This is a genomic window from Enterobacter chuandaensis (assembly GCF_039718975.1).
GTDB classification, from domain to species: domain Bacteria; phylum Pseudomonadota; class Gammaproteobacteria; order Enterobacterales; family Enterobacteriaceae; genus Enterobacter; species Enterobacter chuandaensis.
The window spans coordinates 1,238,783-1,260,750 of record NZ_CP097173.1 but is presented as its reverse complement, the minus strand read 5'-3'; the positions used below and the strand labels follow the sequence as shown (position 1 = coordinate 1,260,750).

Sequence of the window (21,968 nt, the reverse complement as noted above, 5' to 3'; positions counted from 1 at the left end):
TGCGCGGGCCTACGGTTCGTGTCGCGGGTTGGTTGGCTTGTTCGCGGTTTTGTAGGCCGGGTAAGGCGTAGCCGCCACCCGGCAATGCCCTTCTGGAAGCCGCCTCGCAAACTTTTAAGCAACCTTATGTAATTCAGGGTTATCCCCTTTCCTTCCTTTTTTCACCGCCGTAAAGTGCCTGCGTTGCGGCACATCCGTAACCGGGCGTAGGAACCCGTTAGCATAACATGACGTTTTTTTAGACAAAGAGGATGCTAAATGGCGACTACCCCAGGATTTTCTTACGCGCTATCTGAGGAAAGCGCAGTTCATCACCTCATCAACACTTCAGTTTCCGATTCTGCTGATCTTTTTGAACTGGCCGATGCCTGCACTGCGTATGTCAGTGTGCTGGTGGAAACTGACGACGCAGTGACGTTTGCCACGCTCTGTAAGCGATTGCTGGAGACGCTGAAGCGGCTGCGGGAATGCTGTGACTCGGAACTTCCACCGTATCTGGTTGAACAGTTGGTTGCGGGGGAAAAGATCACCTCCAGCGTGCCGGACTGCTGGCAGGAGACGACGCTGCAGGTGGACTATGTCGTGGCGTTAACGCTGGCGGTGATGGGCGGGGCATTGCCTGTGAGCGTGGCGAAAGAACTCACCGGGCTGCTGCATGATATGGTCTGGCTGCTGGCGGAGTTTGTGAAGGAGCCTTATATAACGGCGCACTGAGGCGGGTGATGGGAGGCCGGGGTTCTGCTGGGTAAAAAGCGGATTCTCGGCCTTATGCAAACAACAACATTGTTTGTTGAATGTCTGTTAAGAGCGAACATAAGACGCAACACTGAATATATTAAAGACTGGTGGTTCCAGACCGATTATTAAATCCTCAAATACGAGACCATACGCTGGATGAGGCACCGCAAACATAAAAATTTTTTATTTAATATTATTCATGAACAATGGAAATTCAGTGAAATTGTTGTATAATTCATTCGCACATGTCCCCTGCGGTATGGTGCATTCTCCTAGAGCCAATTCCAGTTAGAAATTATGGACAGAAATAATGATAGACAGTTCCTACGAATCTCTTGAAGTTGATCTTAACTCAATTTATTCTGACGATAAAACGAATATAATGGGTAAAATAAACACTGTTTCTGATTATATTGGCATTATAAGCAATATAGATCATGGTAAATTTTATCGCGGACAAGGAGACGCAAGATGGAGAATAGTGTCATCTCTAACAAGGGCTATCTTCCCAAGTAAAAAGGACTTTCTTAATAAAAAAGAGAAGAATGAAATCGACTACAGAAAATTAAGGATATGTATAGACTCTCGTATTAACGATATATTCAATGCATATGTAATATTTAAAAACAACTTACCAACATACATATCAGAGATTGAATCCAAAGAGTTCCTTATAAACTCAAATTTATCTATACTGCTATTAGCTCAACATTATGGTTTACCTACTCGATTTATTGACGTATCAATTAATCCGCTGATTGCATTGTACTTTGCCGTGTCAAAATCTACAATCAAAACACAAGACCCTGCGGCAGTATTTGTCTATGATAGTGAAGCATATCTTACAGGGGATGAATTTGATTATGCCACAAAAAATCTTGTTGAATCAATTAAATTCTCGCATGCAAACACACGTTCTGAACAAGGCTCATTTAGAGAGATAGCTAAATTAAGTAGTTTTGGTTATCGTTTTATGTCTGTGACTCCAATACCTACGCTAACGGACACCTTGAGCATTGAACATTATTCATTTGATAAAAGAATGCAGTCTCAAGAGTGTCTTTTTTTGTTTCATAATAATTTTGAGAAACCTTTTCAAGCTAAAAATGAAAAGAATCTAAACAAAATAATAATTAACAATCCATATAGAATAAAAAAAGAGCTAATGAATTTAGGTATTGTAGAATCCAAGATATACCCATCACTATCAGGATTCAGCAATACTCTTTTAAATAGAAAAATAAACAATGATTTTTCATTCTTTGACTAATGACTGATGATGTCGAATTAATAAAACCGCTGCTTTAAAAATTATCGCAGCGGATTTTTCCAAGTTAAACTTTTAACGGAACGATGACCATAACATTTTAGAGAAAATTGGCAATTGTTGTGACTGCAAAACAATAAAATTAATGACGTTTAACATCTTCTCTTGGCACAAAGCGGACGCAGCTTTTACACACATCCATATACTGCTGTAAGCAAAACAATCACCCACAACAATCCTTCTCACCAAACAATTCCTGAATACGCTCCGCAAATCAAACAAATACCCAAAACCGAACCATCCACTTTTATCTCTCACCACCACCTGTACTGTTTCCATCCTGGAAACAAGGTGCAAGAATGCACATAGTTTCAAGAGCGCCTTTCGACCCAGCGGCCAGTCATTTTCCCAACCAATCACTCGCCTTGGACGATCTTTACCGGGTACTAAAGAAGGAACACTATCTGTAACCCGACGACATGCGAAAGCGCTTTCCCAGCCTGAACAGGATGAAATACCGGGAAAATGGTGGGTCATTGATGTGAGTGGCGAACACTTACGAGTAATGTTTTTTGCTGATTTTGAGCGAGGAAAGATTTTCATCAAACACATCAGCACACAAGCAGAGTATGACAAGCTCACGGACTACTACCGGAGAACGAAAGAATGAATTATGCAGCAGCCATCAAAGCGGCAAACGATCTGACAAACGAACTCCCTTTCCTTGGCTCAAGCCCATCACGACAAGACTATGAGGATGCGCTGGCACTGGTGGAGTATCTGATCGAGCACGACCCCGATAACCCGCTCGTAGACATGCTCACCGCCAAAATCGATAAATACGAAAACGAGTCCCCGGAGTTTGCAGATTTTAACGCGCGTGTTGCCAGCATTCCGTCAGGCGTTGCGTTATTGCGAACGCTGATGGATCAGTACCAACTCACTCAGAGCGATTTCGAGAACGAAATAGGCAAGAAGTCGCTGGTGAGTCGGATCCTGAACGGACAACGCACGTTAACGCTGGATCATATGCGGGCACTGGCGAAGCGTTTTGATTTGCCAGTGAGTGCGTTTGTGGGGAATTAATGCGAGGTTTTCACCCAGACCAATTCCCCTGTTTAATACCAGTATCTCACTCACCCCGGCCCTTCGCTCCCCGCCGCCAGCAGCGGCACCACCACGTCGCTGATGGGCACCGCAATCCCGTGCTTGCGGCCGTAGCGCTGGATCACGCCGTTGCGGATATCCCACTCCATCGGGCGATCCGCCTGACGGTCGGCAAGGATCGAGGTGCCCAGGTCCTCAGGCGCGCGCTGAAAGTTCACCAGAATCTCCTCCGCCACCGCATCGTCCAGCATCGCCCCCTCGGCGCGGGCGACGGTAAGTCCCTCACGCAGGTAGGCTAGCCCCAGCTCGCTAATATCCTCGCGCCTGAACATCCCGGCGCGGCGGTTGGCCAGCACCATCAGCCCGGCGACCGCGTTTTGCAGCAGCTTGCGCCAGGCGACGGTAGGGAAATCTGCCGAGAGCTCAACTTCACAGCGCGTTCCGCGAAGCGCCTCCACTACCCGCTGCGTCTGCGGCACGTCCGGCAGCGTCAGGCGCGGCTTCGCCCGCAGCCACACGGAGGCATCCGGCTCGCGCTGGGCCGGGAACCAGACCACCGACGGCAGCACCGTCGCGCCATTGACCAAAGGCTCAAGCTGGGCTTTTTGCTCCACGCCGTTTTGCAGCGCACAGACCACGGTGTGTTCATCGCACAGGGCCCGCAGCCATCCGGCGCTGTCGACATTTTGCGTCGTTTTTACCGCCACAAAAACGAGATCGACGGGGCGCGTAATGACGGACGGATCGGTCAATACCGGACCGGGCACGACAGTTTCGCCCTCGTCGTGGCGCAGGCGCAGTTCCGGATGCGCAGTGCGTCCGCACAGCAGCGGCGTGCGGCCCGCGTCATGCAATACCGCGGCAATGGTGGTCCCGATTGCGCCAGGCCCAATCAGCGCAATCACTGGATTGTCAGACATGGTTAACTCCCCTTTTCGCTAAGCCTGCTAACAGTTATACCACCCTGAAAAGTGAGCGCCACGTCGTTGTCTATACTCAACACACAACAGACAACGGAGTGCGCCATGCCTTTACCTGATTTTAAGTCCTCTGAACCTTTTACCCTCGGCATCGAACTCGAACTGCAGGTGGTTAATCCGCCGGGCTACGATCTGAGCCAGGACTCGTCCGCCCTCATCGCCGCCGTCAAAGACGAGATCAAAGGCGGCGAGGTTAAGCACGACATCACCGAAAGCATGCTCGAAATCGCCACCGGCGTGTGCCAGACCATCGACCAGGCGGCGGCGCAGTTCTCGGTGATGCAGCAGAGCATCCTGCGCGCAGCGGCGGAGCAGCATATCCAGATCTGCGGCGGCGGAACGCACCCGTTCCAGAAGTGGCAGCGGCAGGAGGTGTGCGACGACGAGCGCTATAACGTCACGCTGGAGCGCTTTGGCTACCTGATTTTGCAGGCGACGGTGTTCGGCCAGCACGTGCACGTCGGCTGCCGGACCGGGGATGACGCCATTTACCTGCTGCACGGCCTGTCGCGCTTCGTGCCGCACTTTATCGCCCTGGCGGCCGCCTCGCCGTACATGCAGGGCACCGACACAAAGTTCTCCTCGTCGCGGCTCAACATCTTCTCCGGGTTCCCGGATAACGGCCAGATGCCTTGGGTTAACAGCTGGCAGGAGTTCGAGGGGCTGTTCCGCCGCCTGAGTTCAACCAGCATGATCGACAGCATTAAAGATCTGCACTGGGACATCCGCCCCAGCCCGCACTTCGGCACCGTGGAGGTGCGGGTGATGGATACGCCGCTGACGCTCGGCCACGCGATTAACATCGCCGGGCTTATTCAGGCGACGTCCCACTGGCTGCTGACCGCGCGGCCCTATAAGCATCAGGAAAAAGATTTTCTGCTCTACCGCTTTAACCGTTTTCAGGCGTGTCGCTACGGGCTGGAGGGGATCCTGACGGATGTGCACACCGGCGAGCACAAAACCGTGGCGGAAGACATTGCCTGGCTGCTGGAGCAGGTTGCGCCGTCGGCCGAGAAGCTCGGTGCGGCGAGCGCGATAAATGAAATTGCCCTGCTGTTAAAGCAGGGCAAGAGCGAGGCGCAGCGCATGCGGGAGTTTATTGCCGACGGTGGCTCGCTGATTTCTCTGGTGCAGAAGCACTGCGAGCTGTGGGCGACGAGTCCGTAAGGCCGTGGCCCCACTCGCGCAGGCGCTGGAACAGCACGAACAGCGCGGGGATAAACATAATCCCCACCACCGTCGCCACCAGCATGCCGCTGAACACCGTGGTGCCGATGATGCGGCGGCTCTGGGCACCCGCCCCGGTCGCCAGCATCATGGGCAATACGCCGATGATGAACGACACGGCGGTCATCATCACCGCGCGGAAGCGGCGCGATGCCCCTTCCCGCGCGGCATCGACAATCTCCATCCCGTCCATCCGCCGCGCGCGGGCGAACTCCACGATAAGAATCGCGTTTTTCGCCGCTAACGCGATCAGCAAGACCAGGCCAATCTGCACGTACACGTCGTTGGCGTAGCCCGCCATCCATAGCCAGAGCAGCGCCCCGCCGATGGCGAACAGCACCGAAAGCATCACGCTCGCCGGGAGCGTCCAGCTCTCATACTGGGCGACGAGGAACAACCACGCCATCACCACCGCCGCCAGCACGATCCATATCGCCTGATTGCCGGTCTGCTGCTCCTGATACGACATGCCGCTCCAGGCGTAGTCGTACCCGGCAGGCAGGCTCTGCGCCAGAATTTCGCCCATCGCCGCCATCGCGGTGCTGCTGCTTACCCCTTCCGCTGCCGAACCGCTTACCGATACCGACGGGAACTGGTTGTACTGCTGAATAAATGGCGCGCCGACGGTCGGCGTGATGGTGACGAGGTTGCTCAGGCGCACCCGCTCGCCGCTGTTGCTGCGCACGAACAGCTCGCTGATTTGCTCCGCGCGCTCACGCCACTGCATTTCGTTCTGCATTACCACGTGGTAGACGCGGTTGTTGACGCTGAAATCCCCGGCGCGGGTGCCGCCGAAGGCGGTTTGCAGGCTGCTGAAGATACGCGACACCGGCACGTCGAGCCGGGCCGCACGCTCGCGGTCAACGGTTAACGTCAGCTGCGGCACGTTGCTGCTCCAGGTGGTGAACACGCGGCTCAGCTGCGGATGCTGGTTGGCTTTTGCCAGCACCTCACGCGTGACGCGCTCCAGCTCCGCCGGGCTCTGCCCCGCCTGCGCCTGAATGCGCAGGTCGAAGCCAGAGGCATTGCCCAGCCCCGGCAGCGTCGGCGGCGCGAAGGTCATGATGGTCGCTTCCGGCAGGGCCAGCAGCTGGCGCTGCAGGGTGCCCATCACTTCATCCAGCGGCGGGCGCTCGCTCCAGTCTTTCAGCATGATGGAGATAAACCCGCCGTTCGACGCGCTGGTGCCGTTGAGGATGTTAAACCCGGAGACCTGAATCACGTCTTCCACCGCCGGGTTTTTAGCGATCAGCTCGCGCGCGGTGTTCATCACCGCTTCGGTGCGCTCCAGCGAGGCCGCCTCCGGCAGCTGGACGCTGGCGAAGAAGTAGCCCTGGTCTTCCTGGGGCAGGAAGCCTTTCGGCATCGACATAAAGCTGAACGCCACCACGACCGCCGCGCCCGCGGTGGCCAGCAGCGCCAGCCACGGACGCAGGTTTAATACGTTCACGATGCGGGTGTAGAAACCGCGCGTGGCGTCCAGCCCACGGTTAAAGGCGCGATAGACTGCTGCAGGTTTCTCCGGGCGCGGGCGCAGCAGCATCGCACACAGCGCGGGCGTCAGGGTCAGCGCCACCAGGCTTGAGAGCGTGACGGCGGTGGAGAGCGTCACCGCGAACTGGCGGTACAGCTCGCCGACAATCCCCGGCAGGAGCGCCACCGGCACAAACACTGCCAGCAGCACCAGCGTCGTCGCGATGACCGGCCCGGCAATCTGGCGTAGCGCCAGCGCGGTCGCCGCCGTGCGGCTCTGCCCTTCCGCGATCAGCGTTTCGACGCTCTCCACCACCACGATGGCGTCATCCACCACCATGGTCAGCGCCAGAATAATGGCGAACAGGCTCAGCGTGTTGGCGGAGTAGCCGAGCGCGTAGAGCACCGCAAAGGTGCCCACCAGCGATACCGGAATGGCGAGGGCGACAATCAGCGTCGCGCGCCAGCTTTGCAGGAACAGGGATACCACGACTACAACGGCCAGCATGGTCAGCGCCAGCGAGACGCCAATCTCTTTGATGGTGGCGGCAACGAACGAAGTGGTGTCGAATTTAACTTCATAGACCAGGTCGTCCGGGAAGCGCGTCGAGAGGCGATCCAGCTCCGCGCGCACCGCGTCGGCCACGCGCAGGGCGTTAGCGGACGGCGCAGGATAGATGCCGAGGTAGGCGGAGTCATGCCCGTTCAGCTGTGCGCCGGAGCTGTAGCTGCGCGAGCCAAGCTCGATGGTGGCGACATCCTTCAGGCGCACCAACTGGCCCATCTCGCCCGCACGGATGATGATGTCGGCAAAGTCTTCGGCCTGATTTAAGCGCCCCAGCCCGTTGATGGTCAGGGTCTGCTGCTGGCCGTTAAACACCGGCGGCGTGCCGACCTGGCCTGCCGCCCCCTGCACGTTCTGCTCGCGCAGCGCCTGGGCCACGTCGTCGGTGGTGACGTTCAGGGCGTTCATGCGGTCCGGACGCAGCCAGATGCGCATGCTGTAATCGCGCGCGCCGAACATCTGCACCTGCCCGACGCCCGGCAGGCGGGACAGCGCCTCGCGCACATGGGTGCTGGCGTAGTTGCTGACGAACAGCGGCGTGTGGGTGTTATTCGGTGAGTAAAGGCTTACCCCCATCATCAGGTTAGTGGCGCGCTTGCGCACCTGCACGCCGTTTTGCTGCGCCTCGGTCGGCAGCTGCGCCAGAGCCTGCGACACGCGGTTCTGCACGTCGATGGCGGCGAGGTCCGGGTCGGTGCCCGCCGCAAAGGTAATGTTCAGGCTGTAGCTGCCTTCGTCCGAACTCGTGGACTCCATATAGAGCATGTGATCCACACCGTTCAGCTGGGTTTCCAGCGGCGTGGCGATGGCCTCCGCCACGTCAGACGAGCTGGCGCCCGGCCAGCTGGCAGACACGTTTACCACCGGCGGCGTGATCTGCGGGTACTGCTCCACCGGGATAATCCTCAGCGCGATGGCCCCCAGCAGGGTAATGACCAGCGCAATCACCATCGCGAAACGCGGGCGTTTGATGAAAAACGTCAGCATGATGGCTCCTTAATTGAGTATCTGGACGGCAGCGCCGGGCTGCACGCGCTGCGCGCCGTCAGTAATCGCTCGCTCACCGGGCTTCACGCCGGAGGCAATCTGGAACTGCTGGCCGATCTGCCCGGTGACCTTCAGCGGACGCCTTTCGGCCTTGCCGTCGGCGTTAACCACCCAGGCGAAGAACCCGGCGCCGTTCTGCTGGACCGCGGTGGCGGGCAGGGTCAGCACCGGCTGCTCGCTGGCCGGGCGCAAATACACGTTTACGTTGCCGCCGGGCAGGAGCTGATGACGCGGGTTGGCAAACTCGGCGCGCAGCATCACGCTGGCGGTCTGCGGATCGATGCGGTTGTCCACGGACGTCAGCTCGCCGCTGACGCGCTGGCCGTTGCTGTCAATGAATGCCTGCCAGGCCTGCTTCATGGCGCTGATATCCGCATGCTGTCCGGCTTTGGTGGCAAATGCGCCCTCTTCCAGCGCAAAGGCGATGCGAATGGGATCGAGCTGCACGACCTCCACCAGCACGCCGCTGGCAGGATTCACCAGGCTGCCGACGTGGAACTGGCTGTGCCCCACGCGGCCATCAATCGGCGAGGTGATGCGGGTGTAGTTCAGCGTGACGCTGCGGGTATCGAGCCGGGCTTTCGCCTGCTCCAGTGCGGCGCTCGCCACGTCCCGCTGCATGCGGGCGTTATCCACGTCGTGACGGCTGATGGCGTTGCTGCTGCCCAGACTTTCAAAGCGGGAAAGCTGCTGCTGCGCCTGACGCAGCGTGGCTTCGGCGCTTCTCACTTCGGCCTGCGCCAGGCGCAGGGCGGCGCGCGGCTCGGCGTCGTCCAGCTCGAACAGCACGTCGCCTTTTTTCACGTACTGCCCGTCGCGGAAGTGGATTTGAGTGATCACGCCTTCCGTACGCGCGCGCAGCTCAACGGTGTGGATAGCTTCGACGCGGCCCGGGATCTGGCGCTCGGCGGCATGGACGGTCTTCTCCACGGCGGCGACGCGAACGGGAATGGCGGCGAATGCGGATTGCAGCGTGCAGGCGAGGAGTGCGAACAGGAGCGGGAGTTTCATTACGAAGTACCTCAGTGTTTTCCCCTCACCCTAACCCTCTCCCCAAAGGGGAGAGGGGTGTGGGGTCTTTGTTATGCAGCCTTACGGAACCTGCGGGTCAGTCGCTTCTCTATTTCGACGACGAAGAACATCACGCCCGCCACCGCCAGAGTCACAAACCAGTAGCGCAGCGGTAGCGCTTCGGTACCGAACAGCATCTGCATAAACGGCAGGTAGATAATCGCCGCCTGGAGCAGGAACAGCACGCCCGTCACCAGCCAGATCCCTTTGTTCGCCAGCAGGCCGCGGTTCAGGGAGAACCCTTCGGTGTTGCGGCAGTTAATCATGTACACCCACTGGGCGCAGACCAGCATCTGCAGCAGCACGGTGCGGATGAACTCCGCGCTGTGGCCGCGCGGGGCCAGCCAGGCTTCCAGCGCAAAGGCGGCGATGGCAATCATGGTACCGACGAAGGCCACGCGCCACACGGCGTAGGCGTCCATCACGTGCTGCCCGGTCTGGCGCGGCGGACGGCGCATGATGTTGCGCTCTGCAGCCTCAAAGGCCAGACCGAAGGAGAGCGTGGCGGAGGTGGCCATGTTCATCCACAGAATCAGCACTGGCGTCAGCGGAATAATGTTCCCCGCCAGCAGCGCAATCACAATCAGCAGACCCTGCGCCAGGTTGGTCGGCATGATAAACAGAATGGTCTTCTTCAGGTTGTCGTAAACGCGACGCCCCTCTTTCACCGCGCTGGCGATGGTGGCGAAGTTATCGTCCGTCAGAACCATGTCCGCCGCCTCTTTGGTCACCTCCGTCCCTTTGATGCCCATCGCGATGCCCACGTCCGCCTGACGCAGCGCCGGGGCGTCGTTCACGCCGTCACCGGTCATGCCGACGATTTCGCCTTTGTCCTGCAGCGCTTTCACCAGGCGCAGCTTATGCTCCGGGCTGGTACGGGCGAAGATGTCATACTTCACCGCCGCTTCCGCCAGCGCGGCGTCGTCCATTTTCTCCAGCTCGTAGCCGGTGACCGCCTGCTCGCTGTTGGTGATCCCCAGCATCTGGCCGATGCTCATCGCCGTCTGCGGGTGATCCCCGGTGATCATCTTCACGCGGATCCCCGCCTGCTGGCAGGCGTTAATCGCATCAATCGCTTCCGGACGCGGCGGATCCATCATCCCGGCGATGCCGAGGAAGATCAGGCCGTGGCTCAGGTCATCGTGGGTCAGTTCCTGCTCGCCGTTAGCCGGCTTAAACGCCGCGGCGACCATGCGCAGCCCCTGACGCGCATAGCGCTCCATCTCGCTTTCCCAGTACGCGCGGTTGAAGGCTTCCGCGCCGTTGCGGGTCTGCTGCTGAGCGCAGAGGGCGAATATCACATCCGGCGCGCCGGTGATCAGGATCTGCTCCTCACCGCCAATCTGGTAGTGGGTGCTCATGTACTTGTACTGCGAGTCGAACGGGATCTTGTTGATAAGCGTGGTCATGACAGGCTCGAGGCTGGCCTTCGCCGCCAGCACCTTCAGCGCCCCCTCGGTCGGCCCGCCGGTGATGCCCCACAGGCCGCGCTCGTCCTGAATCAGCTGGCTGTCGTTACACAGGTCGATGGTGCGCAGGTACTGCTCCAGCACGGTGCCCGGCTGGATCTGCACCGGCTCGTCGCTGCCTTCCAGGTAGATGTTGCCCACCGGCTCGTAGCTGTTGCCGTCCACGCGGTAGCAGGCGTCGGCGGTGATGATGGCTTTCACCGTCATCTCGTTCATGGTCAGGGTGCCGGTTTTATCCGAGCACACCACGGTCATCGCGCCCAGGGTTTCAACCGTCGGCAGCTTGCGGATAATCGCCCGCTTGCGCGCCATCGCCTGTACGCCCAGAGAGAGGATGATGGAAATAATCGCCGGCAGACCTTCCGGTACGGAGGCCACCGCCAGGCTGATCAGAGAGAGCAGCAGCTCGCCCATTGGGATCTCGCGGAACACCAGGCTGAAGACGAACAACGCGGCCATCATCGCCAGAATAATGGCGAAGATCGCTTTACCCAGCTTGTCCATCTGCACCAGCAGCGGCGTGCGGTGCTTTTCGATACCCGCCATCATCTGGTTGATGTGGCCGAGTTCCGTATCTTTACCGGTCGCCGTGACCACGCCGACGCCACCGCCCGCGCTCACGGTCGTCCCGGAGAAAACCATGTTGGTGCGATCGCCCAGCGGCAGTTCCCCACTCAGCGGATTCGTGTGTTTATCCACTACGGTGGATTCACCGGTCAGAATCGCCTCTTCCACGCGTAAATTATGCGCTTCGATTAAACGCATATCCGCCGGAATACGATCCCCCGCACGTAATACAATAATATCGCCCGGGACTATTTCAGTTGTCGGTATAGTTTCATGGTTGCCGTTACGAATAACACGCGCCTCGCTGGAGAGCATATTGCGAATACTCTTCAGAGATTTTTCCGCGTTGCTTTCCTGAATATGGCCAATTAAGGCGTTGATTACCGCCACGCCCAAAATAACCAGCGTATCGACCCAGTGGCCCATTACCGCCGTTAATACCGCGGCGGCCAGCAGGACATAAATCAGGACATCGTTAAAGTGGGCAAGAAAACGCAGCCAGCCCGGCTTGCCTTTTTTCTCCGGTAACGCGTTCGGGCCCTGTTTCTGCAGACGCGCCTGCGCTTCTGTACGGTCCAGACCACTGGCCTGGCTCTGCACGTGGGTAAGCACCTGCTCTGCAGTCTGCTGGTATGCCAGCCCGCCGGAAGGCGGCACGTTTGAGGACAATTTTTTTTCGGTCATCGTATTTTTCCTTCAATATCCGGTGAACAGAAGCCTGAAATCCTTTCTGGCTTAAATAAATTGATTTTAATGTCTTGCGGTTAAAATTGATCTACCGCAATATATTTACTGCTGGGTTATTCAGAATTGATTAAAATTATTTCGACGCGCTGATTTTTACAAAATATTTCTAAACCAACGCTAAACGAGGGGGAACCATGTTTGGTATTTATCGCGGACGACGCCTGGCGTTATACATTGTCGCAGCCATTGTTATTGCGACGTTAATTGGATACAGCACATATATGTTTGTAAAATTATTTTCGTGATAAAGACGTTTATTTACATAACGCGATATTAATATGAATGTCGGGTCGTATTTTGTTATTTATTCGCAAAATAATACCTGCGTTTTATTCAATTACGCCTGAGTGGCTGATATTGCTTTACGTTACAGGATGCCGGACAATGACATTTTTAACTGACGATTAACATTACAATGAAACACCCGTTAGAATCGCTGCTGACTGCGGGGGGCATTTTATTGATGGCCCTGATCTCTTGCTTACTGCTGCCCGCGCCGTCGCTGGGTCTGGTGCTGGCGCAGAAGCTGGTTCAGACCTTTCATATGGTCGATCTCAACCAGCTTTACACCATTCTGTTCTGCGTGTGGTTTTTACTGCTCGGCGCCATCGAATTCTTCATCCTGCGTTTCGTCTGGCGCCGCTGGTTTTCACTGGCGTCGTAGGCCGGTAAAGTCGCGCATGCCGTGGATCAGCGCTTCACACCAGGCCGCATAGTCGTGGCCGCTGGATGAGGGATGGAAGCTGACGCGGTACCCTTTCTCGCGCAATACCCGCTCGAAATCCTGCGTGGTGCGATAGATCCCCCCGCCCGGCCCCGTGGTTTCAAACTTTCCGGCCTGCAGCCAGAAGCGGACCGGATACGGCGGCGACTGCTGGTACTGGCGCGTCAGCCAGCCGGGCGCTTCGCCTTTCGGTGCCCACCAGTACGATCCAGAAAGACTCAGCACGTTGCCAAACAGGCGCGGGTAGCGCAGCGCCACCCATGAGGAGGCAATGCCGCCGTAGCTCGATCCCGCCAGCACCGTTTTCTGCCGCTGCACCGCGATGCCCTGCCCGCGTAACCACGGCAGCAGCTCGTGCGCCATAAAGTCGGCGAAATCCGGGTTCGGCGGCAGCTCGTTGCCGCGACGGGCGTGATCGAGGCTGTCGATAAACACCACGTTGACGGGCGGGAGATGGTGGCGGCCTATCAGGCCATCCAGCACGTTGGCAAAATGGTACTCGTCCTGATAAACCTGCCCGTCGAAAAGGATAAGCGTCCAGCGCGCAGGCTGCGTGCCACGCGGTTTGTAGATCGTCACCTCGCGGGAATTACCGAGGATTTTACTGGCGATGCTCTGGCGGCTTAACGATCCGTGGCGCAGCGGCTGGGCCGTGGCCTGCACGGAGCAATAGCGTGCCGGGCTGAGATCGACCAGCGAATAGCGGTTCCAGCGATCCGCCTTCTGTTGACCAAAGGTGTTCGGGTTAAGCGGATCGGCCTGGGCGCTTACCAGAATCGCGCGGCGTTGGTCGCGTGAGGTCCCCTCAACGATCGGCACATCGGGCGCGAGCTTGTACTGCATCACCGTGTCGGCGGGCACCACGTAGCTGCGAAACCAGACGTCGCTGTTGCCAAGGCGAAACAGCGGATCGTGATCCCCCGCCGGGGAGCCGAGAATAAAGACGTTATCCCGGGCGCCGCGCCACAGGAAGGTGACGCGCTTATGTTCTGCGTCTACCGGCTCCACCATCGGCGTTCCTTGCTGAATCTGTGCCTGCCAGAAGGCCTCGGTACTGCCACCGGCAACCACCGTTTTTGCCAGCATCTGAAGCGTCGGGCTTTCAGGCGTCAGCATCTGTACGCGCGGCAAAGCGGAAGTTTCTTTCATCCGCCACCGAAAGCGCCAAGGCTTACCCGCTTCACCGCGCAGCATCAGAGAGGTACCCTGCTTCACCGGCAGGGCAAACAGCAGCGTGTGTTCGCCATCCGCTGGCCCGCTTTCGATCAGCGTGCGGATGTTTTGGTTTTGCCCGTCCAGCAGACGCGCGTCCGTCACGCCGTTGAGCGTGGCGGAAACATAATTTTCACCCAGTTCAGGGAGTAAAAAGCAGACTTCACCGCTGGCATCAAATTTTCCCTGAATGTCTCCCCGCAGGGAGGACTGCTCGCATACTGCCGCCACGGCGGGCAGCGCCCCCATCCCTACCAGCAACCCACTCCATACCCTCTTCATTACCGCTTGTTCCCAGACGAAATTTGTTACCAACGCTAATGCACATGGTAATAATTTGCAATATCATCTAACGCGTTTTACCGGTGTTTTTATGGCGATAGCAACCAAGGATGTGTATAAAACATGTTTAAAAATAATAAGATAATGCAGCTCTGGCTGCTGAGCCTGGCCACGGCCAGCGTGGCAGTACAGGCAGAAACCACTGAAGAAACCATTACGGTGACGCAGGGAATAAGCCAGGAGCCGACCGCGCCCGTGAAGGGGATTGTGGCGACGAAAACCCTCTCTGCGACAAAAACCAGCGCGGAGATCGTTAAGACGCCGCAGTCGGTCTCGGTGATCACCCGCGATCAGATGAACATGCAGGACGTGACGTCCGTATCGCAGGCGCTGCGCTATTCGGCGGGCGTGTTTACCGAGTACCGCGGCTCATCGAACCGTAACGATGAGGTATTCGTGCGCGGCTTTAGCTATGTGCCGAAATTCCTCGACGGCCTGAGCTTCGGCGCTACGGCCTCGTCCCAGACGGGCGCAATTGATCCGTGGTTACTGGAGCGCGTGGAGCTGGTACGTGGTCCGGCGTCGGTTCTGTTTGGCCAGGTGAATCCGGGCGGGTTAATCAGCATGACCAGCAAACGTCCAACCGCGGAGCCTATTCGCAACGTGCAAATTCGCACCGGCAATAACGATCTGGCAGAAGCCGCGTTTGATTTCGGTGGCAGGCTCAGCGACGATGGCCGCGTGCTGTATCGCGTGAACGGTATTGCCCGCACCCAGCATAATCAGGTGGACGATTATAAAGAGACGCGGATGGCGATTGCGCCTGCCATCACCTGGTACCCGAACGACCAGACCCGCTTTACGCTGCTGACCAGCTACCAGAAGGATCCGGATGCGGGCTACCGCAACTTCCTGCCCGCCTACGGCACGGTTAAAAGCGTCGACGGGAAATACATCCCGCGCGACTTTAACGTCAGCGATCCAAATTACAACCAATCCTGGCGCGAACAGACAACGATCGGCTACGAGCTGGAGCATCAGTTCGCCGACGACCTCACCTTCCGCCAGAACGCACGTTACGCCGCTATCAGGCAAAAATACCGTTACCTCGTTTACGCCAGCAGCACGGCCAACAGCCCGGTATTAACGCGACGCGCGCAGCATGAAGAACGCACCACCAACGAGTTCGGCCTGGATAACCAGCTGGAGTACCTGCTGGAGACCGGCAGCGTCGGCCACACTCTGCTCAGCGGGTTCGACTACAAGACCAGCAAAGATAAACAGCTGCTGGCACGCGGGAGCGGTTCGCAGTACAACCTCGACTGGACGAACCCGGTGTACGGCGTGAACGTGGATGAAAGCACCTTCAAAACCGCCTCTAACGAGCAGCAAAATCTCGATCAGATGGGCCTGTACCTGCAGGATCAGATGAGCTGGAACCGCTGGGAGTGGCTGGTGTCCGGACGCTACGACTGGAGCGAAGTGCGCACCCGCGACTTCACCGACAGCAGCCTCACGCAGCAGAACGACAGCAAATTCACCTGGCGAACCGGCCTGCTGTACGCGTTCGACGCTGGCCTGTCGCCATACGTCAGCTACAGCACCTCGTTTGAACCAAACCTGCAAACCAACCGCGCGCCGGGCGTTGCGCCCTTCAAGCCGACCACCGGGGAGCAGACCGAGATTGGCCTGAAGTATCAGCCGGTCGATACCACGCTGATGACTCTCGCGCTGTACGATTTAACCCAGGACAACGTGGCGACCTACAACAGCGCCGAAGGCTGGTTCGAGAACGCAGGCAAGGTGCGTTCAAAAGGCGTTGAGGCGGAAATCCACTCCACGCTGATGGACAGCATCAACCTGATTGGCTCGTACACCTACACCGACGCGAAAACCAAAAGCACCACGGTGGCGGGCACCGAAGGCAAAACGCCCGCGCGTATTCCTGCGCATATGGCATCGGCGTTTGCCAGCTATACCGTTCCGGGCGGTGCGCTGAAGAGCCTGACCGCAGGCGTGGGGATGCGCTACATCGGCACCAGCTACGGCGATGCGAAGAACACCTTCAAGGTGCCGTCGGTGGATCTGTATGACGCAATGGTGAGCTACGATCTGGGCGAGATGAACCGCAGCCTGAAAGGGGCGAGCGTGCAGTTTAACGTTAATAACGTGGCGGACACGAAGTATGTGGCGTCGTGCGCAAGCGATACGGCGTGCTTCTACGGGATTGGCCGCACGGTGACGGCGACGGTGAATTATCGCTGGTAAACATGGTGCGATCTGCCCCCTCACCCCGGCCCTCTCCCCAAAGGGGCGAGGGTTAGGGTGAGGGGAATGTATTTCAGTGTGCCCGACTGTGGTTCTCTTTGCGATACGCACCCGGCGGCTGATGGAAGGTGCGGGTAAAGATGCGGGTAAACGTCTGCTGCGATTCAAAGCCGTAGCGCAGGCAGATTTCGTACACGCGTTCGTCAGATTCACGCAGGTCGCGCGCCGCCAGCAGCAGCTTGCGTTCGCGGATGTAGCGTCCCAGACTTTCACCTTTGTATTGCATAAACAGCCGCTGCAAATGCCACTTCGAATATCCCGCGTGGCGGGCAATCTCTTCGATACGTAACGGCTGGTGCAGGTTGTCATCGATCCATTCGACAATCGTATCAATGACCTGAGCGGAAATCGTCATACTGCTCTCCCCCTCTGCTTCTCGGTTCAACATTATTCCCACCACTCGCGAAATTGTTGCGTGCTATCGCTCACCCGGACCGGTTCGCCCAGCTCCGGCGTCAGCAGCCGATAATTTTTGTCCTTGCTGGCCCGCGCCAGCTGGATCAGCGGATCGTTCCACGTATGCTTCGCCAGCACGAAACGTCCGTTATGCCCCGGCACCACCGCTTTCGCGTTGAGATCCGCCGAGGCCTGCGCCGTCTCATCCGGCAGCATGTGGATGTACTTCCAGTCCTGGTCGTACTGACCGTTTTCCATGATGGCTAAATCCACCTCGCCAAACTGCTCGCCGATGGCCTTAAAGTGCGGGCCGTAGCCGGAGTCACCGCTGTAGTAAACTTTCTGCTCTGGCGTGACGAACATAAAGCTGCCCCACAGGGTCTGGTCGCGCTTAATGCCGCGCCCGGAGAAGTGTCGCGCGGGCAGCACGTGCACCGTCAGCGCATCGCCGATCTGCACCGACTGGTTCCAGTCCCGCTCGTCAATAATCTCCGGGCTCATGCCCCAGTAGCGCAGGTGTGAACCTACGCCGAGCGGCGTGACCACGCGCTTCACCTTCGGCAGCAGCGCCCGGATGGTGGCGTAATCCAGATGGTCGTAGTGATCGTGCGAGATAATCAGCAGGTCGATTTCGGGCATGCTCTCCGCGCGCCATGGGTACTCCCCCGCAAACGCTTTATTGAGGAACGAGAACGGCGCGGCGTAATTACCCAGGACCGGGTCGATCAGGATGCGTTTACCCGCCAGCTGCATATACCAGGACGAGTGGCCGAGCCACACCAGCGTATCCTGCTCCAGCGGCAGGCTGGCAAGATCGGTTTTCACCAGCGGCAGCGGCTGCGCCGGGCGGGCATTTTCGGTTTTACGGGTCAGGAACTGCCACCACGCTACCAGCATATTTTGCTCACCGGTGAAGCCCGGCGTCGGCAGCGTATTGTGGAACTTCCCGTCGCGATAGTGCGGGGAGGCTTCTACACCGGAGAGCTGCTCACCCTGCGGTGGCTGGCCAAATCCGGCGTTCAGAATAAAAGGTAAACTCGCAGCTGAAGCAATAATCATGACAAGCACCACGCAGATGAATAGAGGCTTTTTCATTTCCTGACCCGAGTACGCGACCCGTCCGATGGTTTACGCGGGTTGAACTTGATTATGAGTGAGTAAGCACTCATTATTAGATATGATGAATATATCGTCAAGACGTTTTCGATCTTTGACATTCCGCGTTGCAGCGGTATGAACCACATGCTTCAATACGTTTTTTTACAATTGACAAGGGGGAGAATTGAGTGGCACGTCCGAAGAGTGAAGATAAAAAACAGGCCTTACTGGAAGCAGCAACCGCTGCGTTTGCGCAGTCAGGGATTGCGGCCTCAACGGCGCTCATTGCCCAGAACGCGGGCGTCGCTGAAGGCACTCTGTTTCGCTACTTTGCTACCAAAGACGATCTGCTGAATGCCCTCTACCTGCACCTGAAGCAGGATCTCTGCCACACCATGCTGACGAACCTCGATCGCACCATCACCGAGCCAAAAGAGCATACCCGTAATATCTGGAACAGCTATGTGGACTGGGGCATTCGTCACCCTGTCGCACATGCGGCGATACGCCAGATTGGCGTCAGTGAAAAACTGAGTGCTGAAACGGAACAGGCAGTGAAAGAGATGTTCCCGGAACTCCATGAGCTGTGCCGCCGCTCGGTGCGCCCGGTGTTTATGTCAGATGAATTTAAAACGTTTGGCGATGCGCTTTTCTTATCGCTGGCCGAAACCACCATGGAATTTGCCACCCGCGATCCGTCCCGCGCCGCTAATTTTAAAGCGCTGGGTTTTGAGGCCATGTGGCGCGGGCTTGCTCAGGAAGATAACGATGGACAGTAAATCCCTGCAGGCGCACGCAAAACGCGTGGCGCTGGAGATGCCTTTCACCGAACACTGCTGGCCGTTCGGCCCGGAGTATGACGTGTTTAAAATCGGCGGGAAAATTTTTATGCTGATGGCCACCGCGCACGGACGCCCCCACGTAAGCCTGAAATCCGACCCGGAAAAATCTTTGTTAAACCAGCAGATTTACCGTGGCATTGAACCGGGCTATCACCTCAATAAAAAGCACTGGATTTCGCTCTACGGCACCGAGGACATCACGCCTGAACTGGTCACCGACCTGATCGCGGATTCGTGGAATCTGGTCGTCGATAAGCTACCGAAAAAAGATCAAAAGTGGATACGTCCGGCCTGATTGTTCGTTTGTGCCGAACAGTATAACCGCTCGAATCGCACTTATCTTTTGCCGCTTCGCGCGGTAATCTGCTCTCCTTTCGCGCCCGCGCACGGGCGAATTTCATCACCAGGAGTTGTTATGGATATCATTTCTGTCGCCCTGAAACGCCACTCCACCAAGGCGTTCGACCCAACCAAAAAACTGACTGCTGAAGAAGCAGAGAAAATCAAAACCCTGCTGCAGTACAGCCCGTCCAGCACCAACTCCCAGCCGTGGCACTTCATTGTGGCCAGCACCGAGGAAGGGAAAGCGCGCGTGGCAAAATCTGCCGCGGGCACCTACGTCTTCAACGAACGCAAAATGCTGGATGCCTCTCACGTGGTGGTGTTCTGCGCGAAAACCGCGATGGACGACGCATGGCTTGAGCGCGTTGTCGACCAGGAAGAAGCCGATGGCCGTTTCAACACCCCGGAAGCCAAAGCCGCGAACCATAAGGGCCGCACCTACTTCGCCGACATGCACCGCGTGGATCTGAAAGATGACGACCAGTGGATGGCGAAACAGGTTTACCTGAACGTCGGCAACTTCCTGCTGGGCGTGGGCGCGATGGGTCTGGACGCCGTGCCAATCAAAGGTTTCGACGCCGCTATTCTCGACGAAGAGTTTGGTCTGAAAGAGAAAGGCTTTACCAGCCTGGTGGTGGTCCCGGTTGGGCACCACAGCGTGGAAGATTTTAACGCCACGCTGCCGAAGTCCCGCCTGCCGCTGAGCACGATTGTGACCGAGTGCTGATTCTGACGGGCCGCTGCGTGCGGCCCGTTACGTTTTACTGATGACCAGCCTGCGATGCGGATGGACATCGCGATCGTTGCCCCAGGCAAAGGCAATCCAACGCTCTTCCAGCTCAGCGTAAGAGTTTACGGGCGTTAACGTCCATGCTTCTCCCACCGTACCGTCTGCCACGCTTATGCGATAGTTCATGGTAAACGCCCAGTCGATCATGCGCAGCCAGAACCGCTGTCCGTCTCCCGTTTGCTCGCTATCCGAAACAACAATGTCGTATTCGCTTAACAGCCACTGGAAAAATAATTGCGGTAATCCGCTTATCACGCGTTCGTGGACGGCGCGTGGCGTACGCCACACCATCACCTGCGTAGCAGCACCGTGGGGAAAGGTAATTTCTTTATGAAACTCAAGCTTGACGGCATAGACCGTATACGGCTTACCGTCGTCGGTAGTCACGAGACGGTATTCGTCGCCATAACGGGATTTTAAGAGCCGGTAGCCGACAGGCAGCAAAAAACCCGGCAAATGAAAATCCACCGTACCCCGCGCCAGAAACGCTTCGGTATGTTCGACGTTTCGGGAGATAAGGCCGAGTTTTTGGCTGAAGTCAGCGGAATCAATCATCAGTGGCGACATCGGTGGTTTCTCATTCCGTGAGTATAAACGACTTAACATCTCATCGAAATGATGTCGATTCAGTCGGTTGGTTTAATTTAAACCTCACCTTATACCTGTCTCATCGACTTAGCAGAATCGGCAGTGATTCCCTGAAAGCGCCTCGCAAAAAACCTACTTCCCCTGCTCCGCCAGCCATTCCATCGCCCTCTCCCCCGCCTCATCCACCGGGAGATAGACCAGCAACCTCGAGCCGTTTCGCGGTGCGGAGTACCAGTACATCTGCTGCAGCGTAAAATCTCCCAGCTCAGGATGGGTAAACAGCTTGAGCTGGTTCTCCACGCCGCGCACATCGTTGCGCTGGTGCCACAAGGTTTTGAACTCCTCCGACACCGCGAAGAAGCGCGCCAGTTTCGCTTCCCACAGCGGGTCACCCCGGTGCTCCGCCATTGCCGCGCGGAAATAGGAGACGAAAATCGGCAGCACGTCGTCACGCTTGCCGAGCCGCGCGCGCCACGCTGGGTGGGTGAGGAACAGATAAATACAGTTGCGGTCTTCCGGCGGGATGTCATTGAAATCAACGCCCATCAGATGCCCGAAGCTGTCGTTCCACGCCACGATGTCGAAATTGGGCTTCTGGATGCTGGCGGGTTTAGGCAACAAAGTATCGAGCAGGCGACGAGTGCCTTCGCTGATGCCCTCGCAGCAGACCGCCTGCGGCGCTTCTCCCGGCGGCAGGCCGGCGAGCACGAAAAGATGCCGGGCCTCGGTTGGCGTGCACTGCAGCGCTTTCGCGATGGCGGCCATCACCGCGCTGGACGGATTGACGTCCCTGCCCTGCTCCAGCCAGGTGTACCAGGTCACGCCGACGTCCGCGAGCATCGCCACCTCTTCCCGGCGCAGCCCAGGCGTGCGGCGGCGACCGCTGCGCGGCAGGCCGAGACGCTGCGGATCGAGGCTTTCACGGCGTGCGCGCAAAAATGCCCCCAGCTGTTTTCGGGTGTCATCCTGAAGTGAGATGACGGGTTCAGACATCAAGGCCATAAATCCCCCTGCATGGTAGTGCTAGTACCAGTATAAGCAAGAACTGGTACCCGTTTATCAGATGGTTGATGCTACGACCATCTGATGAATGACGCAATGGAGTTCC

At 57.4% G+C, this 21,968-nt stretch carries 18 protein-coding genes and 1 pseudogene; 10 read left to right on the top strand and 9 right to left on the bottom strand.

Annotated elements, in window-relative coordinates:
- Nucleotides 1–258: 258 nt before the first annotated feature.
- The 4 genes and pseudogenes from MX657_RS06075 to MX657_RS06060 all read left to right on the top strand — a co-directional run bounded on the left by MX657_RS06075 (nucleotide 259) and on the right by MX657_RS06060 (nucleotide 3,091).
- On the top strand, nucleotides 259–714 hold the full coding sequence (locus tag MX657_RS06075) for a hypothetical protein (RefSeq protein WP_346807699.1): 456 nt from the start codon (nucleotides 259–261) through the stop codon (nucleotides 712–714).
- 334 nt (nucleotides 715–1,048) lie between these two features.
- Nucleotides 1,049–2,008, top strand: coding sequence for an FRG domain-containing protein (locus MX657_RS06070; RefSeq protein WP_346807698.1), 960 nt, complete (start codon nucleotides 1,049–1,051; stop codon nucleotides 2,006–2,008).
- Between the two features lie 356 nt (nucleotides 2,009–2,364).
- Nucleotides 2,365–2,675 (top strand): annotated as a pseudogene (locus tag MX657_RS06065) (type II toxin-antitoxin system HigB family toxin).
- Nucleotides 2,672–3,091 (top strand): helix-turn-helix domain-containing protein, encoded by a 420-nt coding sequence (locus tag MX657_RS06060; RefSeq protein WP_336238351.1) that lies wholly within the window; start codon nucleotides 2,672–2,674, stop codon nucleotides 3,089–3,091. The pseudogene MX657_RS06065 and the gene MX657_RS06060 overlap by 4 nt, the downstream one beginning before the upstream one ends.
- Before the next feature lie 50 nt (nucleotides 3,092–3,141).
- On the opposite strand, the gene MX657_RS06055 is transcribed toward MX657_RS06060, so the two are convergent.
- Nucleotides 3,142–4,032: an oxidoreductase gene (locus tag MX657_RS06055; RefSeq protein WP_346807696.1), complete on the bottom strand. Its 891-nt coding sequence runs from the start codon at nucleotides 4,030–4,032 to the stop codon at nucleotides 3,142–3,144.
- A gap of 105 nt (nucleotides 4,033–4,137) precedes the next feature.
- Between MX657_RS06055 and MX657_RS06050 the strand changes: the two genes are divergently transcribed.
- The gene (locus tag MX657_RS06050) at nucleotides 4,138–5,259 is read left to right on the top strand and encodes a YbdK family carboxylate-amine ligase (protein WP_119915166.1); all 1,122 of its coding nucleotides are present in this window, start codon (nucleotides 4,138–4,140) and stop codon (nucleotides 5,257–5,259) included.
- Here the strand turns inward: MX657_RS06050 and MX657_RS06045 are convergent.
- From MX657_RS06045 to MX657_RS06035, 3 genes are all read right to left on the bottom strand, one after another.
- Nucleotides 5,189–8,344, bottom strand: coding sequence for an efflux RND transporter permease subunit (locus MX657_RS06045; RefSeq protein ID WP_346807694.1), 3,156 nt, complete (start codon nucleotides 8,342–8,344; stop codon nucleotides 5,189–5,191). The genes MX657_RS06050 and MX657_RS06045 overlap by 71 nt on opposite strands.
- A 9-nt stretch (nucleotides 8,345–8,353) precedes the next feature.
- On the bottom strand, nucleotides 8,354–9,415 hold the full coding sequence (locus tag MX657_RS06040; protein WP_346807692.1) for an efflux RND transporter periplasmic adaptor subunit: 1,062 nt from the start codon (nucleotides 9,413–9,415) through the stop codon (nucleotides 8,354–8,356).
- A gap of 71 nt (nucleotides 9,416–9,486) precedes the next feature.
- Nucleotides 9,487–12,195 (bottom strand): cation-transporting P-type ATPase, encoded by a 2,709-nt coding sequence (locus tag MX657_RS06035; protein ID WP_346807690.1) that lies wholly within the window; start codon nucleotides 12,193–12,195, stop codon nucleotides 9,487–9,489.
- A gap of 478 nt (nucleotides 12,196–12,673) precedes the next feature.
- Here MX657_RS06035 and MX657_RS06030 point away from each other — a divergent pair, with 478 nt between their 5' ends.
- Nucleotides 12,674–12,922 carry a DUF1158 domain-containing protein gene (locus MX657_RS06030; protein WP_041910998.1) on the top strand — a complete coding sequence of 83 codons (249 nt, stop codon included), beginning with the start codon at nucleotides 12,674–12,676 and terminating at the stop codon, nucleotides 12,920–12,922.
- Here the strand turns inward: MX657_RS06030 and MX657_RS06025 are convergent.
- The gene (locus MX657_RS06025) at nucleotides 12,908–14,476 is read right to left on the bottom strand and encodes an alpha/beta hydrolase-fold protein (RefSeq protein WP_346807688.1); all 1,569 of its coding nucleotides are present in this window, start codon (nucleotides 14,474–14,476) and stop codon (nucleotides 12,908–12,910) included. The genes MX657_RS06030 and MX657_RS06025 overlap by 15 nt on opposite strands.
- A 123-nt stretch (nucleotides 14,477–14,599) precedes the next feature.
- On the opposite strand from MX657_RS06025, the gene MX657_RS06020 reads away from it, so the two are divergent.
- Nucleotides 14,600–16,744 carry a TonB-dependent siderophore receptor gene (locus MX657_RS06020; protein ID WP_346807686.1) on the top strand — a complete coding sequence of 715 codons (2,145 nt, stop codon included), beginning with the start codon at nucleotides 14,600–14,602 and terminating at the stop codon, nucleotides 16,742–16,744.
- 73 nt (nucleotides 16,745–16,817) lie between these two features.
- Here the strand turns inward: MX657_RS06020 and MX657_RS06015 are convergent, their stop codons facing one another.
- Both MX657_RS06015 and MX657_RS06010 read right to left on the bottom strand, forming a co-directional pair.
- A complete protein-coding gene (locus MX657_RS06015; protein WP_028012253.1) occupies nucleotides 16,818–17,159 on the bottom strand; it encodes a RamA family antibiotic efflux transcriptional regulator in 342 nt (113 codons plus the stop codon).
- 32 nt (nucleotides 17,160–17,191) lie between these two features.
- Complete coding sequence (locus tag MX657_RS06010; protein ID WP_346807684.1) at nucleotides 17,192–18,295, bottom strand: RomA family MBL fold metallo-hydrolase; 1,104 nt, start codon at nucleotides 18,293–18,295, stop codon at nucleotides 17,192–17,194.
- Between the two features lie 191 nt (nucleotides 18,296–18,486).
- On the opposite strand from MX657_RS06010, the gene MX657_RS06005 reads away from it, so the two are divergent.
- The 3 genes from MX657_RS06005 to nfsB all read left to right on the top strand — a co-directional run bounded on the left by MX657_RS06005 (nucleotide 18,487) and on the right by nfsB (nucleotide 20,209).
- The gene (locus tag MX657_RS06005) at nucleotides 18,487–19,077 is read left to right on the top strand and encodes a TetR/AcrR family transcriptional regulator (protein ID WP_346807682.1); all 591 of its coding nucleotides are present in this window, start codon (nucleotides 18,487–18,489) and stop codon (nucleotides 19,075–19,077) included.
- Complete coding sequence (locus MX657_RS06000) at nucleotides 19,067–19,435, top strand: MmcQ/YjbR family DNA-binding protein (protein ID WP_346807681.1); 369 nt, start codon at nucleotides 19,067–19,069, stop codon at nucleotides 19,433–19,435. Before MX657_RS06005 ends, MX657_RS06000 begins: the two co-directional genes overlap by 11 nt.
- A 120-nt stretch (nucleotides 19,436–19,555) precedes the next feature.
- The gene (gene nfsB / locus MX657_RS05995; protein ID WP_346807679.1) at nucleotides 19,556–20,209 is read left to right on the top strand and encodes an oxygen-insensitive NAD(P)H nitroreductase; all 654 of its coding nucleotides are present in this window, start codon (nucleotides 19,556–19,558) and stop codon (nucleotides 20,207–20,209) included.
- A gap of 27 nt (nucleotides 20,210–20,236) precedes the next feature.
- Here nfsB and MX657_RS05990 read toward each other — a convergent pair whose 3' ends face one another.
- Together MX657_RS05990 and MX657_RS05985 are read right to left on the bottom strand one after the other, a co-directional pair.
- Nucleotides 20,237–20,839: a hypothetical protein gene (locus MX657_RS05990; protein ID WP_346807677.1), complete on the bottom strand. Its 603-nt coding sequence runs from the start codon at nucleotides 20,837–20,839 to the stop codon at nucleotides 20,237–20,239.
- Between the two features lie 153 nt (nucleotides 20,840–20,992).
- On the bottom strand, nucleotides 20,993–21,862 hold the full coding sequence (locus MX657_RS05985; RefSeq protein WP_346807676.1) for a helix-turn-helix transcriptional regulator: 870 nt from the start codon (nucleotides 21,860–21,862) through the stop codon (nucleotides 20,993–20,995).
- Nucleotides 21,863–21,968: the final 106 nt, after the last annotated feature.

Bases quoted from the DNA above. Each gene is read 5' to 3' on its own strand.
- MX657_RS06075 (WP_346807699.1), top strand. From the start codon at position 259: ATGGCGACTACCCCAGGATTTTCTTACGCGCTATCTGAGGAAAGCGCA.
- MX657_RS06070 (WP_346807698.1), top strand. From the start codon at position 1,049: ATGATAGACAGTTCCTACGAATCTCTTGAAGTTGATCTTAACTCAATT.
- MX657_RS06060 (WP_336238351.1), top strand. From the start codon at position 2,672: ATGAATTATGCAGCAGCCATCAAAGCGGCAAACGATCTGACAAACGAA.
- MX657_RS06055 (WP_346807696.1), bottom strand. From the start codon at position 4,032: ATGTCTGACAATCCAGTGATTGCGCTGATTGGGCCTGGCGCAATCGGG.
- MX657_RS06050 (WP_119915166.1), top strand. From the start codon at position 4,138: ATGCCTTTACCTGATTTTAAGTCCTCTGAACCTTTTACCCTCGGCATC.
- MX657_RS06045 (WP_346807694.1), bottom strand. From the start codon at position 8,344: ATGCTGACGTTTTTCATCAAACGCCCGCGTTTCGCGATGGTGATTGCG.
- MX657_RS06040 (WP_346807692.1), bottom strand. From the start codon at position 9,415: ATGAAACTCCCGCTCCTGTTCGCACTCCTCGCCTGCACGCTGCAATCC.
- MX657_RS06035 (WP_346807690.1), bottom strand. From the start codon at position 12,195: ATGACCGAAAAAAAATTGTCCTCAAACGTGCCGCCTTCCGGCGGGCTG.
- MX657_RS06030 (WP_041910998.1), top strand. From the start codon at position 12,674: ATGAAACACCCGTTAGAATCGCTGCTGACTGCGGGGGGCATTTTATTG.
- MX657_RS06025 (WP_346807688.1), bottom strand. From the start codon at position 14,476: ATGAAGAGGGTATGGAGTGGGTTGCTGGTAGGGATGGGGGCGCTGCCC.
- MX657_RS06020 (WP_346807686.1), top strand. From the start codon at position 14,600: ATGTTTAAAAATAATAAGATAATGCAGCTCTGGCTGCTGAGCCTGGCC.
- MX657_RS06015 (WP_028012253.1), bottom strand. From the start codon at position 17,159: ATGACGATTTCCGCTCAGGTCATTGATACGATTGTCGAATGGATCGAT.
- MX657_RS06010 (WP_346807684.1), bottom strand. From the start codon at position 18,295: ATGAAAAAGCCTCTATTCATCTGCGTGGTGCTTGTCATGATTATTGCT.
- MX657_RS06000 (WP_346807681.1), top strand. From the start codon at position 19,067: ATGGACAGTAAATCCCTGCAGGCGCACGCAAAACGCGTGGCGCTGGAG.
- nfsB (WP_346807679.1), top strand. From the start codon at position 19,556: ATGGATATCATTTCTGTCGCCCTGAAACGCCACTCCACCAAGGCGTTC.
- MX657_RS05990 (WP_346807677.1), bottom strand. From the start codon at position 20,839: ATGTCGCCACTGATGATTGATTCCGCTGACTTCAGCCAAAAACTCGGC.
- MX657_RS05985 (WP_346807676.1), bottom strand. From the start codon at position 21,862: ATGGCCTTGATGTCTGAACCCGTCATCTCACTTCAGGATGACACCCGA.